Here is a 14,706-nt window from a genome sequence, read left to right as displayed (position 1 = left end):
ATTAAATCAACTATTTGTACCCGATATCCGATTTTATTTTGTTGCGGGCATGTTGAACATAAATAACTTTGAAAATACCTTTGTATTGCCGATGGGCGTGTTGCCGAAATAACACGTGGCCCGGAATTTCTACACAACCTTCTCAACAACGACGAGTCTGTTCATTTTCTGGAAAGAATTGCGACATTTTGCACTTCGTGCTGACTCACGAGATTTGCAATGAAACCTTTATGGGACGCTTTTCTATCTCCTCCCCCAGATACCCATTGGCCCGTTATTCTTTTCAGACCAGATATCCCAAGCTAAATGCCTCCGTTCCGTCGCAACCGATAGCCCATCTTTTTGCATAGAAATTCCGGCAAACATGGGAGTTCCTATGTTCAACGTCGCCATTTCGACCAGACTGCTCAATGCCAATTGCACAAAGCCAGTATTGATCGATATCGTAGCGATAATGCAAAGCTGAAGATGCTCAGTTTTCCTGCCGCCGCGTAAAAAGGAAACCACGAAGATGTATAACGGGTCGCGCGGTACAGCGAGGATCATTTTGAGTTTACTTCTCGGCCTGGCGACTCATTCTGCCATGGCTCAAGAAGTTGTCACCATTCCTGCCTATACGCCAACTATTGGTGCCATTAGCACATTCCGAACAGAACAGAGCATTGAAACGGATATGTCTATCTGGCTGGAAAAGCCAAGCATCACCATGCGTGGTGACTTTCTCCAGCAAATGATGGTTGTATCCAAGGATGAGCAAGCGATACGCGTGCGTTGGTCATTGAGTTCCGATGTCCCTGCAAAGGCAGCGGGAAATTACGATCTCAATTCACAATACAAGACCACGCTGGACCTTTACGGTGTTAGGCAACTGGAATTTGAGACAGATTTAAATGGCTTCCCGTTTTCGTTGATCGGGTTCGATTCGATTCGGCAGAATATGCAGGACAAAATCGCAAGTTTTTTTGGCAATGGGCCAGTGCCTGAAGGGTCCGCACTATCAAGTCTTATGAAAAAACTGGATAATAATCCCTCGCTTCTGACTGATATTCTCGTGCCAGAGGCTAGGCTTTTGGCACGTGGCCAGTGGTACAAGAGCGCGTCGCTCAAGGTGGGGGATCAGTGGCAGGCATCGCGCGACGACGACATCAATGGAACCGCCGTCAATATTGTCACAACGTCGTTGCTAGAAAGTGTCGATCACTCAACCCAGACGGCTGTTATCACGTGGGACGAAATATTCGATAAGGAAGCACTGACAAAGGCATCTCAGCCGGGAATTGATGCTATGTTTGCAGCATCAAAAGAGCGTGCAGCAAAACTGACCACTGATCAACTAGCCATCGTCAAAAGCGCCAGCAGTCGGCGCCTCGGTCGTTCCGTGGTTTCGTTGGTTGATGGTTCCACAACAGAGGTGACTGAAACGCTGACTACTCAGCTCGGTGGTCTCAAAACCACCACTGTAACGCATGTCAAACGTGAAGATGGCATATCCTCAGACTTGGCTGCCGAAAGCCGTAATCCGGTATCTGGTGCGATGCAGCCGGTACCACCAAATTGGCAAAACCCTACCAATCTTGAACAAATGCTCAATGAGCCGAAAAGCAATGATAAAGACACTCAAGGAAAGCAGGCGGGTGTTGAACAACTGCTCGGTAGCGCAACCGCGCCCGCAAAACCCAATAAAACACTGCCGACAACTCTTCCAGAGAAAGTAAAGTATTCCGAGCCGGTGGCACTCAAAATATCGAGCGCGACGGTAATGAAATCACCGATCTCTTATGGATATGAGCTGAAAATCATCCTTCAACCGGAGAGTAGCGCTTTGTTTGGCGCTTTCACAAAAGCTGCAATTGGACAGAAAACGCAATTGCGGGTTGAAGGCGAGACAATTTCGGAGCCGGTGGTGATGTCACCTATCGTGGACGGGAGAGTACAGATTTCGGGTGATGATAAAGACAAGCTGGATGCCATGGCGCGTCACTTATTATCGCCTGACGCTCATATTGAGGTGCAAGCGATACCAGAGGCGCTTCCACTTCAGGTGGAAAATGCAACAGCCTCAAAACTCGGTTCCGGTGGCGTGGCGGTGGATATCGTTCTCAGTCCACAAAGTGCCGCGCTTTACAGGGATTTTACAAGGCAAGCAGTCGGTCGCGCTATCGAACTGCGTGTTAATTCTCAGGTGATGGGTTCAATGGTGCTGAAAGACGAAAACGCCACCGGAAAAATCCAATTGACGGATGGCTCCAGTACACAGGAGCAATCCGAATCTTTTGCCAGCTTGCTTCCTGACGCCACTGTCGAAGTAATCGTCATCATCAAGCCACCCACCCAATAAAGGGCTGATTTGCAAACCCGCGCACTATCTGATCTGCGGTGCCTTCAGTGGAACGAGGCCCCGCGCTATCGTCACTCGCTGCGTAAGTGATCGCGTTGCCGAAACAGTATTTCACCTTTACCTGATACGGCGTTATCGCCGCCATACTTTCCCGGCTTCGAGCCGAGCAGCGGCTTGTTCATAATTTTCTCATCCATAAGAAAACGATCGAACAGACTGGCAAAGGCAATATCCGGTTTGCCACATGGCACAAAAGTCGGCGACGGATTTTCGGGCCGCCGATCAAACAGCAGCGAGCCGCGTTTCATCAAATAACCCGGCATAGCACCGGTACGACCGCAGACCACAATGGTTCCGGCAATCATGCGATACCCGGCATAATCGCCACAACCCTTCAGTACGGCAATAACACCACGACGCAGACGATCTCCCGTATAATCTCCGGCCCTGCCGCGAACAATCAATATGCCGCCTTCCATGCCGGTGGTTTCACCTGCCAGTGGTCCACCCAGATAGTTTCCGGCATTCCCTTTGATCTCCAGCCGTCCGCCAGTCATACATGATCCCGCGTGGTCACCGGCGCTGCCTTCAATATACAATGATCCACCGGATATTCGCCTGCCAGCCTGATCACCAACGTCACCGATGATACGCATTGATCCGGAGTTCAATCCTGCTCCGACCTTATCGAAACGCCGGCTGCCGCCTTCGAAAATAATGTTGTTTACATCTTTGCCAGCGACCTTGAACACATCACCAACGAAGGCTGGATTGCGGCTCGTTCCAATATGCAGCCTGGTGACTTGAGTCTCCGATAATCCGGCCAGTGCGACGGGCGTTAATCCGGATAAATCCAAACGCTCTTCAGGTTGCTCAATCAGTGTGAACGTCAACGCTTTCATGGCAGCAAATCCTTGAGATGATAATGAAATTTGCCGAGCTTGCCGCCATAATTGCCGGCGCTTATCCGTAACGCACCTTTCTTGGGACCCAAATCGATAACAGCCTTCAATCCTGCCCGCATAGCGGCGGAAACTGCATCACTGGTTTCACCATCGATAACGATTTCGAGCACCGCGTTGATGTCAGGCGTCAAGGCCGTGTCAACGACTCCGCGCAATGTCGGCGCGAAAGCATCATTCGTCGAGGCCATCATTCCCTTATACTTTCCACCAACTTTCGAACCTGAGCGAACGATGCCACCTGGAAATGGCATGATCGCGCCCGGTATTTTTTCGATGGCAGCAACAGCTCGTTCGGCTGCGTTCAAGGCTTTGGTGTTGTCAGCCGCAAGAAACAGAAGGTTACCGCCGCCAACGGCCAGTTTGGTCAACCCCGTTGTAGCTTCGCAAAGGAATTCACCATCCATGACAGGTACGCGCCAATAGTGCTTTCCACCAAATTTCTTTGATATTTGCCAGCCATCACCAAAGTAGCGCAGTGAATTGCCGAGATCGAGCGGTGCCGTTCCTTCAAGACCAGCGAAACAGGCACTGCCAGGCGACGTCAGCACGCATTGGCCGAGCCGACTCTTCAATTGCTTCTGTAGGTCATCCGTACCCATGGCAAAAATCATGACGCGGCATCCCGGACGCCCATCCGGTGTCTTTGAAGCTGGTAAATCAACATCGATCGCTGCTTCGCAGCCGCAACCTATAACCGATGTTGCATAGCCCGTCATGGTAATGGCCGCCTGACGGGCCCATTTCAGCGTGGGCGCGGTGATGACGATTGCTGTCGCACGCATACCGAAAGCTTCAGCAAAAGTGTCATCGATGAGGATACCATTGCGGCTTAGCTGTTGCATGATACCTCCGCAAACGGCTCATCGCGTTGGATCGCCGAGTCTGGGAAGGTAAACCAGCCGAGTGACAGGCCATAGCGCTCTTCGTGATAAGCGTTCATACGCTTGGCCATTGCCTTATCCGGTGGCGGATTAAGCCTGAGCGTTTTGCCCCAGCGGTATTGCGTTACCTTGCCGTTTTTGACCACCAGATCGCCATTCTTGAAAACCAGTGCCGCCTCGCGGAACATCTTCGCGATATCCTTGCCCTTACGGTATACCGCGACATCAGCAATTGCCCCTGCCCCAAGATGACCGCGGTCCTTGAGACCAAGCAGTTTTGCGGGCGCGGCGCGGGTCATAATCGCAATCTCTTCCAGATTGTATTCACGGCGAATGGACGCGAGTGTCGTAAGCTCCAGTGCGGATGCATTCAGTTCCGTGCATTTTGCATCCCGGGCAGCACTGCTCATCAAAAGCTCAAACAATTCAGGATAGGCCGTAAACGGCGCACCATTGGGATGATCGGTGGTGAAGAACACGCGCCATGGATCGGTAACGAGCAGGAAAAGCTCAAGCCCGACAGCCCATTGTATCGAACCATAGTAATCCTGCTTGTAACGGTAGGGCACAATTCCACCACCACCATTGCCGTCGCCGTCAAAAATCACTGTTTTTTTCGGACTGGCATTGCCGAGGGCTGCGAATTGGCGCATCACGTCAGAGGAAATCGTTACTGTCTGACCAAACATGACCTGACCGATGTCTATCGTGACATCGGGATTGCTGTTAACGGCTTCAGCCAGTCGCGCCGCTTCAGACGAGAATCTTCGTTTCCCTTCGGTGCCGTAACCATAGAATTGAAGATGGGCCAGATGCAGCGGTACCCCTTCGGTTGCGGCGATGGTGGCCGCAGCCGTATTGGAGCTGCCAGCAATGCCAAGATTATTGGCATGAACATGCAGCGGATGGGGAATACCCAGCCGGGTAACAGATGCCTGCATCGATTTCACTATCTTGCGCGAGCTGACGCCATATTCCGGCACCACATCATCCAGCGAAAAGGATCGGACATTTTCTTTGAATGCCGCAGCGGCGCCCGCATTGATGACTTTGACACCAAGCGCACGCGTCGAACCCACGACCCATGCCACGTAATCATCGATCATTGCCGAAGACTTGCCGTCGCGCAGCAAGGACAGCGTGAAATCATCATTGCCAAGAATGGCCAGTGTCGCCTTGTCGATGATTGGTATGTCAGCCAGTTCCAGATGCGTGTGCAGGGCGGCGTAAGGCGCCATTGCAGGTTCCACCACTGTCGTGAATCCCATTTGCGCATAAAGACAACCGGTCTGGTACGTAGACCAACCGGCATTGGATAAGGGCGTGTTGGCTGGTCGCGGCTGGTGCGCCGCATGATATTCCGGCAAAAGCAAACGTGCGGTATTCACATTGCCGCCACCGATGTGAGAATGAATATCAATAGCGCCGGCCATGACGATGCAACCCGAAACATTATGGGTCTGATCGGCTGTTTCATCCTCTGGTATGTCGATCAATACGCCATCTCTGATCCACACGTCGCGCTGGCTGGTTTTGCCATTAACGGGATCGATGACTTCGCCGCCTGACAAACGGATCAGCATGCGAACTCCTTTTTTCCGGGCAATGCCTCGGCCAGTTGACGTATGATGTTCGAAACGCTTGGCAAATGCGATGGCGCTATCGCTTGTACAAATCCGAACGTGCCAATCCGGCTCGAATAGGCAACGCCATCGTGATCAATCCCGGCTTTACCGACAGCAATCGTTATCATAGCGCCAGCGGTTGGGGCGTCGGTTCGGGACAGGGAAATCAATCTGGCCTTTCCCCCTTTGGGGGACGTTTCGCCCTCACGTGTAGACACCCAGACATGCAGGTCCGCTTCCTTCTCGCGGAGCATGCGTTGAACATCCCAACGCACCGGGTCATAGCTTGGGAGGCTATTGATAAATCCTGTTCGGGGTGGAAATCCGGTCATCCAAAGCGAGGTGAGAGCGGAACCCCATGCATCATCATCTGCCGGTAGAAACAGGCTGCTGGCGCGCCCTTTTTTGTTCAAATCGGCGATCAAATCCTGCAACATAACGAGACCAGCTGTTTCAACCGAACCGCCGGAAAAAACAAATACCGGAAACTGCGCTGCAGTAAGCGCGCTTTTCAACCGGTCGATATTGCTCAATGTTGATACTGTCTGGCGGTTTTGCAATTGCGCGCGGAGAACCGCCAATGCTGCATTCAGCGATAAATTCTCGCCACCAACTGGCACGGCCTTCATTGGGCGCAGCAATTTGCTGACTAATGAATTTGTTTCCGCACCGGCAACATGGAACCAATGACGGCTGTGCTTGTCTCCAAGGTCGGGTTTCGAGCTCGCCCATGTTTGCAGCAGAGCGTGATGGAAGACGGGAATTTCGCCGACAAGAACGATCAGGCTGGAACGGCGGCGCACCTCACCCGGTGTCGTGAACATGCCGCCATGATCTGTAATCAGCGCAATTTCATTGGCAAGCAACCGACCCATCGTGTGATCATAAGCACCGCCCAATATCGTCGCCAGAGCTATGGCACTGCGCGTACCATGCACATCCGTATCCAAGGAGAAAACCGGACAGCGGCTTGATGCCAGAAGCTTCACAGCATTCTGAATTGCATCCGTTAAAGATACCGGCTGGCTGCCAATCCATGCAACCGACATATTCCGCAACTTTCTGGTGCCAATTTGAGCTTAGCCATTTTTTCTCGAATGTGAACCCTATCGAGATGCAAAATTTACAAGGTCAACTGTCGTACTTGATATAGGCAAAGCGCTGATCCGTTTGCGGTGTCCCTTCAAGCGATCCCGCCTCTTCACCGGGCTGCCACTGAACAACACTCTCGATCTTTGCCGCAAGCTCGAAGTCCTTGTCCGTGATGCCTTTTGCCGCATGGTTCATCAGCAAGACCTCAACCCACGCATAGGACGCTTTGAGATCCGGATGATGCCAGGCGGCTTCGGCGAGATGCCCAACAGTGTTGATAACCATGAGGGTCGCTTTCCAGCTGTGTGTCTTGTATTTCCGGCGAATCCAGCCGTTCTCGTATCGCCACTGGGGCAAATCTTTCTTGAGTTTTGCGATCACTTCGCTTTCGGAATAAACTTTTTCCGTAGGCTTCGTCCCCTTTGATTCCTCAGCCATTCACCAATCCTCCACTTCTTTGCGTATGGTGCTTGCACCTCGCTCGAAAGACGATATCATACTGCAGGGCCCGATTTTCGAGATTGTGTAAATTAAGCAAATGTCGGAATCCGTCACTATTGAAGTCCCGGCCCGTCTTCACCTTGGCTTCCTTGATATACCACGCCACGTCCCTGAACCTGGTCATGACCGGTTCGGCAGTGTTGGCCTGCCTATACAGGATATTGCAACCGTCCTCACGATCTCCCGTGCTGCGAAGGCTCATGTGGAAGGAGATGAACAGGAACGCGTCGCGCAGCATGTTGCAACGCTCTCCCATCACCTTGGTATCAAGGCACAACATAGGGTTGTCGTTCATCAAACCATCCCGCAACATATCGGCCTCGGCTCCGGCACCCAGATTGCCCTCGCCATTGCAGCAGCTCTCCGCTCTCTGCACTCCCTGCCGCTTGATATCGTCAATGACGCGTCCTTGCTCGGACGCGGGACACGCTCCGGCATAGGCATAGCAGCGTTTGAAAAGGGCGGTGTCATTGTTGATGCCGGTAAGGGGCCAAACAGTGCAGCACCCACGATTGTCGCACGGATACCCTTTCCCGAGGACTGGCGCATCATCCTTGTCTTCGATACATCCACACAAGGCATTCATGGTGATGCCGAGATCGAAGCTTTCAAAGCATTGCCCCCATTCCCGTTGGCAACATCGGCCGCGATCAATCGTCATGTTTTGATGGGTATTATGCCGGGACTCATCGAAAACAACCTACCGCTGTTTGGGCAGGCAATCGCCGCCATCCAGACCGAGATCGGCAACTATTTTGCACCGGCACAGGGCGGTATTTTCACCAGTAAGCGGGTTGAAGCCACTATCAATCAACTTGTCCGGGCTGGTGCCGTTGGTATTGGCCAGAGTTCGTGGGGACCCACCGGCTTTGCTTTTGCAGCGTCACAAATGGATGCCGAGCGGATTGTCGATAGGATAGACCAGGATGCTTACGGCACCGCCATCCAGATTGTTGCGGGCCGCAATGCCGGGGCGGATATTACGCATGCCGCGTTGAATCTTGCCAGAGCTTGTACCATGGGTGCCTTCATCAAAAAGGAGCGGATATTATGAGCCGCAAAATGATCCTGCATATGCTAACCCCGCTTCGGCAAATGAGCCCATTTGATGTCAACATGGCACTTGATGCCGGTTACGACGCGGTTGTGCCATACACCGATGTCGCTCTTTCAGACGTGGGCAATCTTGTTCAGGACGCCATATTCTCACGACCGCCGGATGCGGGTGTGGCAACCGGCATTTTCATTGCCGGAAAGGATGCCCCAATCGCGCTCGACATGCTCGACGCTGCAAAGAATGCTATGGTTCCGCCCTTTGAAATCTCGGTCTTTGCGGACCCTGCCGGGTCCTTTACAACCGCCGCTGCCATGGTTGCCAAGGTAGAAAAAGCATTGTTGAAACATCACGATCGCAAGCTGGAGGGTGCCAGTGTAGTGATCTTTGGCGCTACTGGCGTCGTCGGCTATTGCACAGCGGTGATTACCGCGCAACAGGGCGCAAATGTGACGATTGTCGGTCACGATGGCATTGAACGGGTGAAGACCGTTGCAACCTCAATCAGGCAAAGATTCAATCTTTCCGTTGAGCCCGCTGACGGGTCAAATGAGGAGAAAAAGTCCGCCATTCTTCAGAACACGGAAGTGGTGCTGGCGGCAGCAAAAGCGGGTGTGCAGGTCTTATCGACGGCACAATTGGGTAAAGCCGACAAGCTTCTCGTCGCCGCTGATGTCAACGCTGTTCCACCAGCCGGTATTGAGGGATTGAAAGTCAATGCCAACGGTGAGCCACTCGATGCGACAGAGGCTGTCGGCATTGGCCCGCTTTCCATCGGTAATGTCAAATACAAGACTCAAGCCGGTTTGTTTGAACAGATGATCAGAGCCAAAAAGCCAGTCATCTTTGATTTTCGGGACGCATTTGCCCTTGCTCGCGAACTCGTTAAATAACGCGGTCTTGATCGCCGCAGTTTCAGGACGCTCGCTAGCTGCGGCTGCGCGCCGTGCAGGCTTTCGGCCACTGGTTGCGGATCTTTTCAACGACGCAGACACGCTCGCACTGGCGGAGCGTGCCGTGAAACTTTCGGGCAGTCTGCAAGAGGGTATCAACGAACAATATCTGGTTGAAACACTTCAGGACCTTGCCGATGACGACAAACCGATTGCTGTCATTTACGGCTCCGGTTTCGAGCGTAATCCGGAAATGATAGAGGCACTCTCGCAAAAGTTCACGGTCGCTGGAAACAACACCGAGACAGTTCGGCTCATCAAAGATCCAGCATATCTGGCACAGCTATGTAGTGAGTTTGGCATAAGACATCCTGAAATACAGTTTGATCCTCCAAACAATCCTAAGGGTTGGCTGAGTAAATTGGCTGGAGGCGCAGGTGGCTCGCACGTAAAGCCTCTAAACGGTGGAACTACGGGCCTGAAGCACTATTTTCAGCGCTTTATCTCTGGCCGAAATTTATCGGCGCTGTTTCTTGCCGACCGGGAGAAAGCCCATATTATCGGGTTCAGTCAACAGTGGTCTGCTCCGTCAAAGATCAGCCCCTACCGCTATGGCGGCGCGGTACGGCTACGCCGCTTCAACAAGAAAAAAGCGAAAGATATAGAGGACTGGCTGACAGCTTTAACCCGTCGCACCAATCTGGTCGGTTTGTGCAGTGCTGACTTTATTGTTGGTGACACTGATCTCTATCTGATCGAAATCAACCCGCGGCCAGGTGCGACGCTGGATATTTTCGATACTGAAGAAGCACCTCTTTTACGCCAACATTTACAGGCCCTGACAGGGTATGGCATCTCCATACCCAGCTATAAGGGCTCAACTGCTTCGGCAATCGCCTATACCGCCAAAGCCATCAGCGCCTTTCCCGAAATTATTTGGCCGACGATGACCGCAGATCATCAAAGGGCAGGCACCGCGCTGCAGGCAGGCGATCCTGTCTGTACTGTATTCGCCACGGCTCCCTCCGCCTCAGCAGCGATGAAAGCCGTGAAGAGCCGCGTCGAAAAACTCGCGGTTAACTGGAGGGAGGAGTTTTCATGAGAGACGGTCATGCCTATCTCAACCGAAGCGCTCAACGCCTGGCCGACAAGATGATTGAGGATGCGAGCAGGCTTGGTATCAACTATAGCCGCGGCAGCATAGGCGAACACGTCATCGACGCGGGCGCTAATTGTCAGGGCGGTGTGGACGCCGGGCTTCGTATTATTGAAATCTGTATGGGCGGGCTCGGCACGGCCTCCGCTACACTCGGCCTAGGCAAATGGCCTTTTGTTGTAAATGTGCGTTCCTCCCAGCCGGTTCTGGCCTGTCTTGCCAGTCAATATGCCGGCTGGAATCTCTCGCATGAGAAATACTTCGCCATGGGATCGGGACCAGCACGCACACTGGCACGGGTGGAACCATTGTTTGATGAAATCCTCTACCGCGAACCCGACGCAGAATCTGCTGTCGTCATTCTTGAAACTGCGACACCGCCGCCTCAAGCCATTGTTGAAAAAGTGTCCAAGGCGACGGGTTTCACCCCTGAGAAGCTGACGTTCATTTATGCGCCGACGCAGAGTCTGACGGGGGCAGTACAGATTGTCGGACGTGTGCTTGAGGTCGCAATGCACAAGGCGCATGATCTAAAATTTCCACTGGGTAACATTGTGGATGGTGCCGGACGCGCTCCAATCCCTGCCCCGCACCCGGATTTTCTCAAAGCCATGGGCAGAACCAATGATGCGATCATCTATGGCGGTACGGTTCAACTTTTCGTACGCGGCAGTTCGGCAGCGGCTCGCAAGCTGGCTGAACAGCTTCCCAGCCATACATCACGCGATCATGGCCAGCCTTTCGCCGATATATTCAAGAAATTCAAAGGAGACTTCTATGCCATTGACCCACACCTGTTCAGCCCCGCGGAAGTAATCGTTACAGCCATTGAGACAGGTGATACCTTTCGCAACGGCGGAGTCCACGAAGCAATGCTCGAACAATCTCTGGGTTGAAAGACAAAATGACAGAAACCATATTGATCCTTTCCGACCGACCCGATAGCCAGGTGAAACAGCTTCGTGCCGCGCTAAAAACCCATGGGCTTAATGTTCAGACATTACCATTAGCCGACATCGGTTTCGATACACGCTATCCTTCCGGCATAGCCATTCCCCGCATGAACGGTACTTTGCCCGCTGCCGTTATCGTGCGGTCAATCTCTTCGGGCACATTCGAAGCAATCACCCGTCGCCTCGGGATTCTGCATGCCTTTGCCCATCTCGGCGTTCCGGTATGGAATTCCGCCAAGGCAATCGAACGCTGTGTCGACAAGTCCACGACGACGTTCTTCCTCGCGCAAGCCGGGTTGCCCACGCCAGAAACCTTTGCCGTTGAAAGCCTTGCAAACGCCAGAATGATCGCGGAGCGGGAACTCGCGCACGGGCCATTGGTGCTCAAACCCCTGTTCGGGTCACAAGGCCGCGGCATCAGGTTGGTCCGCAGCGTCGCGGATTTGCCCGAGCCGGAAGAAATGGATAACGTTTATTATCTGCAGCGCTTTGTGGCCAGGCCAGGCCCGCCCTACTGCGATTATCGGGTCTTCACCTGTGCGGGTGAGGTCCTAGGTATGATGGCACGGCGCGCCGAAGGATGGATCACCAATATTGCCAAGGGCGCAAAGGCGGAGCCCATCATTGGGCCATTGCGGAATAAACTTGAAGAGCTTGCGCTTGCAGCTTCCGCCGCAATTGGCACCGATTTTGCTGGAATCGACATCATTCCTGCAGCAGACGGGAAGCTCCTTGTTCTCGAGGTCAATAGCATGCCTGCCTGGTCCGGATTGCAATCAGTTGTTCCTGTCCGGATTGCCGACTGCATTGCCGGTGCTCTCGTTGCGCAAATTGAAACCGAACTGGACGAAAGACCTGCCGCTTGACCTTGACGCGTGAACAGATCCGCCGCTCCTATATCGATGCCTGCTACCAGGAGATTGAGGCGCTGAAACCGGGCAACGTGCACATATTTGCGGACGGGCATCGCATGAATGCGCAGCAGTTTTTCGACAGCGCACAGGTTTCATCCGGTCCAGTGACTGATCCTGCCCTTTCCGTTGGTGGACGCATTCTTGCTGCAGTAGCGGCTACCCGATCTCAAGTTAGGACCAATACAAATCTCGGTATACTTCTTCTCTGTGTTCCGCTTGCCCAAGCAGCAGCCGAGGGCACTTCCGGTCTGCAATCTGGTCTCGCCAAAACACTCGAGATGCTCGATATGGCCGATGCGCGGGATGTATTTTCAGCAATCACATTGGCACAGCCGGGCGGCCTTGGGACGACATCGGAACATGATGTTGCCAATGAACCGGATGTCTCGCTTCTGGATGCGATGCGCGCGGCGTCAGACCGTGATATGATTGCCCGGCAATATGTGACAGGCTTTTCCGACGTTTTCGCCGGTGGTCTGTCCGCCTATAGTTCGGCTGTTGGACGCAACGAACACGCAATGTGGCCAAGCATATTCGTCTATCTCTACTTCCTCTCAAATTTTCCGGATAGCCACATCGTGCGCAAGCATGGCGCCACTATTGCCGAAGAAACGCGGCTAGCGGCGGAGAAAATCCTTGCCCGGATTATTCAACTGCATGATGGCAAGGAACGTGAAAAAATACTCCTTGCTTTCGATGCTCAACTCAAAGCCAGAAGTATCAATCCCGGCACTTCTGCAGACCTTACAGTTGCAAGCCTTTTTGCTTCAAAACTCATCTGGCTCTTGCATAATGGCGAGGTAAATGCTTGAATTTCCCCAGCGGATTTTGTCCGCTGCTATCTGGCCAACCGACCCCGGACTGAGGGTGCTGTGAACAAGGATAGCTGTCCATCGAGAGTCGTGTCTCGAGAGGTACGGCGTCTTTGGACAAACCACTTGGAAACGGTTTAGGGAGGTATTTGGCCGTGGCTAAAATCAACAAGGTAATGGTTGGCGAATCGCTGGTTGGCGATGGTAATGAAGTTGCGCATATCGATCTGTTGATCGGACCGCGCGGCAGTGCAGTTGAAACAGCATTCTGCAACGCTTTGACAAATAACAAGGATGGATTCACCTCTCTCCTTGCGGTAATCGCGCCGAATTTGGCATGTAAGCCAAACACCATTCTGTTTAACAAGGTTACCATCAAGGGAGCCAAACAGGCTGTCCAGATGTTTGGCCCCGCACAGCACGCAGTGGCCAAAGCGGTTCAGGACAGTGTAGCCGATGGCACTATTCCAGCTGATGAAGCCGATGATCTGTTTATTTGCGTTGGTGTTTTCATCCATTGGGAGGCTGAGGACGACGCGAAGATTCAGGACTTCAATTATCGAGCAACCAAGGAGGCTCTCGAACGTGCAGTATCGGGCAAGCCGACTGCTGCCGAAGCAACAGCTCAGCGTGATGCTGTAAAGCATCCGTTCAGCGCTTAGACACGAGACAACCTCGCACAGAGTACGCCCTCTGTTGCACCGGATGGTCTGTTGCGCCGGTTGGCAAAACGTTTGGGCTTCTAGAATTGAGCAAGGGGAAAGCAAGCAATCCCCTTGCTCAAACCTGCCTCAATCGATGTTTTTCATCAGAGACGAGATTGTCTCCGATGTCAGTGATCCATTGTGCAGCGAGGTAGCGACAAGTGCTGCTGAGATGCCGATTGCTTCCAGTTGTTCAAGATCATGGACATGGCGAACGCCGCCCGCAGCAATAACTGCACGATTGCCGGCACGGCGCTTGATTTCGGTCAATCGTTTCAAATCGGGGCCCGAATTGGCGCCGACACGGCCTAGCGTCATGACGATGATCCGGGATGGCCAGTTATCAGCATTTTCAAGAATAGACGGCGGCCCGAGAAATTCGTCCTCCCTGAAATCCAGGGATAGAACCAGCCGTGGATTTTCGCTTAATTTCTCAAGCACGGAAGCATCGGATTGAGACTCTGAACCCAACACAGGTGATAGGCCATCCATATTCAAGGCTTGTTCCAGCTGGCTAAGGGTCGAGAAACCAGCGTCCAGCCAGACATCGGCTGGGGCGAATAATGGCCTCATCCTATTCAACGTATCGTCAGAAGGGCCACGCTGTATTGCGTCGAGTTCGGCAATATAGAAGGCTGGAAAAGGATAGAGTTTGCGCAAACCTTCGGCCACATCAAGTACTTCAGCAGTGGGGCTAAGGGGTGTTTCGATAGGACGATAAGTCTCGCGCTCGCCCATATAGGCGCGAACAACGAGTCCATCTTTTATGTCGAGTACCGGAATGATATGCACTTGTAGAATCCAAGGAATGTTATGCT

Annotated in this window: 15 protein-coding genes; 8 read left to right on the top strand and 7 right to left on the bottom strand. The window is 52.9% G+C overall.

The window, feature by feature from the left end; translation table 11 throughout:
- Nucleotides 1-243: 243 nt before the first annotated feature.
- The gene (locus FHW17_RS20185) at nucleotides 244-546 is read right to left on the bottom strand and encodes a hypothetical protein (protein WP_112522207.1); all 303 of its coding nucleotides are present in this window, start codon (nucleotides 544-546) and stop codon (nucleotides 244-246) included.
- Between the two features lies 1 nt (nucleotide 547).
- Here FHW17_RS20185 and FHW17_RS20180 point away from each other — a divergent pair, with 1 nt between their 5' ends.
- On the top strand, nucleotides 548-2,338 hold the full coding sequence (locus tag FHW17_RS20180) for a hypothetical protein (RefSeq protein WP_162700395.1): 1,791 nt from the start codon (nucleotides 548-550) through the stop codon (nucleotides 2,336-2,338).
- 71 nt (nucleotides 2,339-2,409) lie between these two features.
- Here FHW17_RS20180 and FHW17_RS20175 read toward each other — a convergent pair whose 3' ends face one another.
- From FHW17_RS20175 to FHW17_RS20155, 5 genes are all read right to left on the bottom strand, one after another.
- Entirely contained in the window at nucleotides 2,410-3,240 is an 831-nt protein-coding gene (locus tag FHW17_RS20175) for a formylmethanofuran dehydrogenase subunit C (protein ID WP_112522205.1), read from the bottom strand.
- Entirely contained in the window at nucleotides 3,237-4,145 is a 909-nt protein-coding gene (gene fhcD, locus FHW17_RS20170; protein ID WP_182510678.1) for a formylmethanofuran--tetrahydromethanopterin N-formyltransferase, read from the bottom strand. Before fhcD ends, FHW17_RS20175 begins: the two co-directional genes overlap by 4 nt.
- Nucleotides 4,133-5,767 carry a formylmethanofuran dehydrogenase subunit A gene (locus FHW17_RS20165; protein ID WP_182510677.1) on the bottom strand — a complete coding sequence of 545 codons (1,635 nt, stop codon included), beginning with the start codon at nucleotides 5,765-5,767 and terminating at the stop codon, nucleotides 4,133-4,135. The genes fhcD and FHW17_RS20165 overlap by 13 nt, the downstream gene beginning before the upstream one ends.
- The gene (locus FHW17_RS20160) at nucleotides 5,761-6,858 is read right to left on the bottom strand and encodes a tungsten formylmethanofuran dehydrogenase (RefSeq protein ID WP_182510676.1); all 1,098 of its coding nucleotides are present in this window, start codon (nucleotides 6,856-6,858) and stop codon (nucleotides 5,761-5,763) included. The genes FHW17_RS20165 and FHW17_RS20160 overlap by 7 nt, the downstream gene beginning before the upstream one ends.
- A gap of 82 nt (nucleotides 6,859-6,940) precedes the next feature.
- Nucleotides 6,941-7,339: a 4a-hydroxytetrahydrobiopterin dehydratase gene (locus FHW17_RS20155; RefSeq protein WP_091881659.1), complete on the bottom strand. Its 399-nt coding sequence runs from the start codon at nucleotides 7,337-7,339 to the stop codon at nucleotides 6,941-6,943.
- A 100-nt stretch (nucleotides 7,340-7,439) separates the two neighbouring features.
- Here FHW17_RS20155 and FHW17_RS20150 point away from each other — a divergent pair, with 100 nt between their 5' ends.
- The 7 genes from FHW17_RS20150 (at nucleotide 7,440) to fae (ending at nucleotide 13,846) form a co-directional block, all read left to right on the top strand.
- Nucleotides 7,440-8,456, top strand: coding sequence for a beta-ribofuranosylaminobenzene 5'-phosphate synthase family protein (locus FHW17_RS20150; RefSeq protein ID WP_182510675.1), 1,017 nt, complete (start codon nucleotides 7,440-7,442; stop codon nucleotides 8,454-8,456).
- A complete protein-coding gene (locus FHW17_RS20145; protein WP_182510674.1) occupies nucleotides 8,453-9,349 on the top strand; it encodes an NAD(P)-dependent methylenetetrahydromethanopterin dehydrogenase in 897 nt (298 codons plus the stop codon). Before FHW17_RS20150 ends, FHW17_RS20145 begins: the two co-directional genes overlap by 4 nt.
- Before the next feature lie 7 nt (nucleotides 9,350-9,356).
- Nucleotides 9,357-10,451 (top strand): ATP-grasp domain-containing protein, encoded by a 1,095-nt coding sequence (locus FHW17_RS20140; RefSeq protein WP_113094625.1) that lies wholly within the window; start codon nucleotides 9,357-9,359, stop codon nucleotides 10,449-10,451.
- The gene (mch, locus tag FHW17_RS20135) at nucleotides 10,448-11,401 is read left to right on the top strand and encodes a methenyltetrahydromethanopterin cyclohydrolase (RefSeq protein ID WP_112522198.1); all 954 of its coding nucleotides are present in this window, start codon (nucleotides 10,448-10,450) and stop codon (nucleotides 11,399-11,401) included. Before FHW17_RS20140 ends, mch begins: the two co-directional genes overlap by 4 nt.
- A gap of 8 nt (nucleotides 11,402-11,409) precedes the next feature.
- Entirely contained in the window at nucleotides 11,410-12,324 is a 915-nt protein-coding gene (locus FHW17_RS20130) for a RimK family alpha-L-glutamate ligase (protein ID WP_182510673.1), read from the top strand.
- Nucleotides 12,321-13,184, top strand: coding sequence for a triphosphoribosyl-dephospho-CoA synthase (locus FHW17_RS20125; RefSeq protein ID WP_182510672.1), 864 nt, complete (start codon nucleotides 12,321-12,323; stop codon nucleotides 13,182-13,184). Before FHW17_RS20130 ends, FHW17_RS20125 begins: the two co-directional genes overlap by 4 nt.
- A gap of 155 nt (nucleotides 13,185-13,339) precedes the next feature.
- Entirely contained in the window at nucleotides 13,340-13,846 is a 507-nt protein-coding gene (gene fae, locus FHW17_RS20120; RefSeq protein WP_112522376.1) for a formaldehyde-activating enzyme, read from the top strand.
- 129 nt (nucleotides 13,847-13,975) lie between these two features.
- Here the strand turns inward: fae and FHW17_RS20115 are convergent, their stop codons facing one another.
- Entirely contained in the window at nucleotides 13,976-14,680 is a 705-nt protein-coding gene (locus FHW17_RS20115; RefSeq protein WP_162700393.1) for a HisA/HisF-related TIM barrel protein, read from the bottom strand.
- Between the last annotated feature and the right edge of the window lie 26 nt (nucleotides 14,681-14,706).

Origin of the sequence: Phyllobacterium sp. P30BS-XVII, assembly GCF_014138335.1 — a bacterium.
Taxonomy (GTDB): Bacteria; Pseudomonadota; Alphaproteobacteria; order Rhizobiales; family Rhizobiaceae; genus Phyllobacterium; species Phyllobacterium meliloti.
Note: the sequence above shows the minus strand (reverse complement) of the source record. Positions and strands in the feature narration are given on the sequence as shown.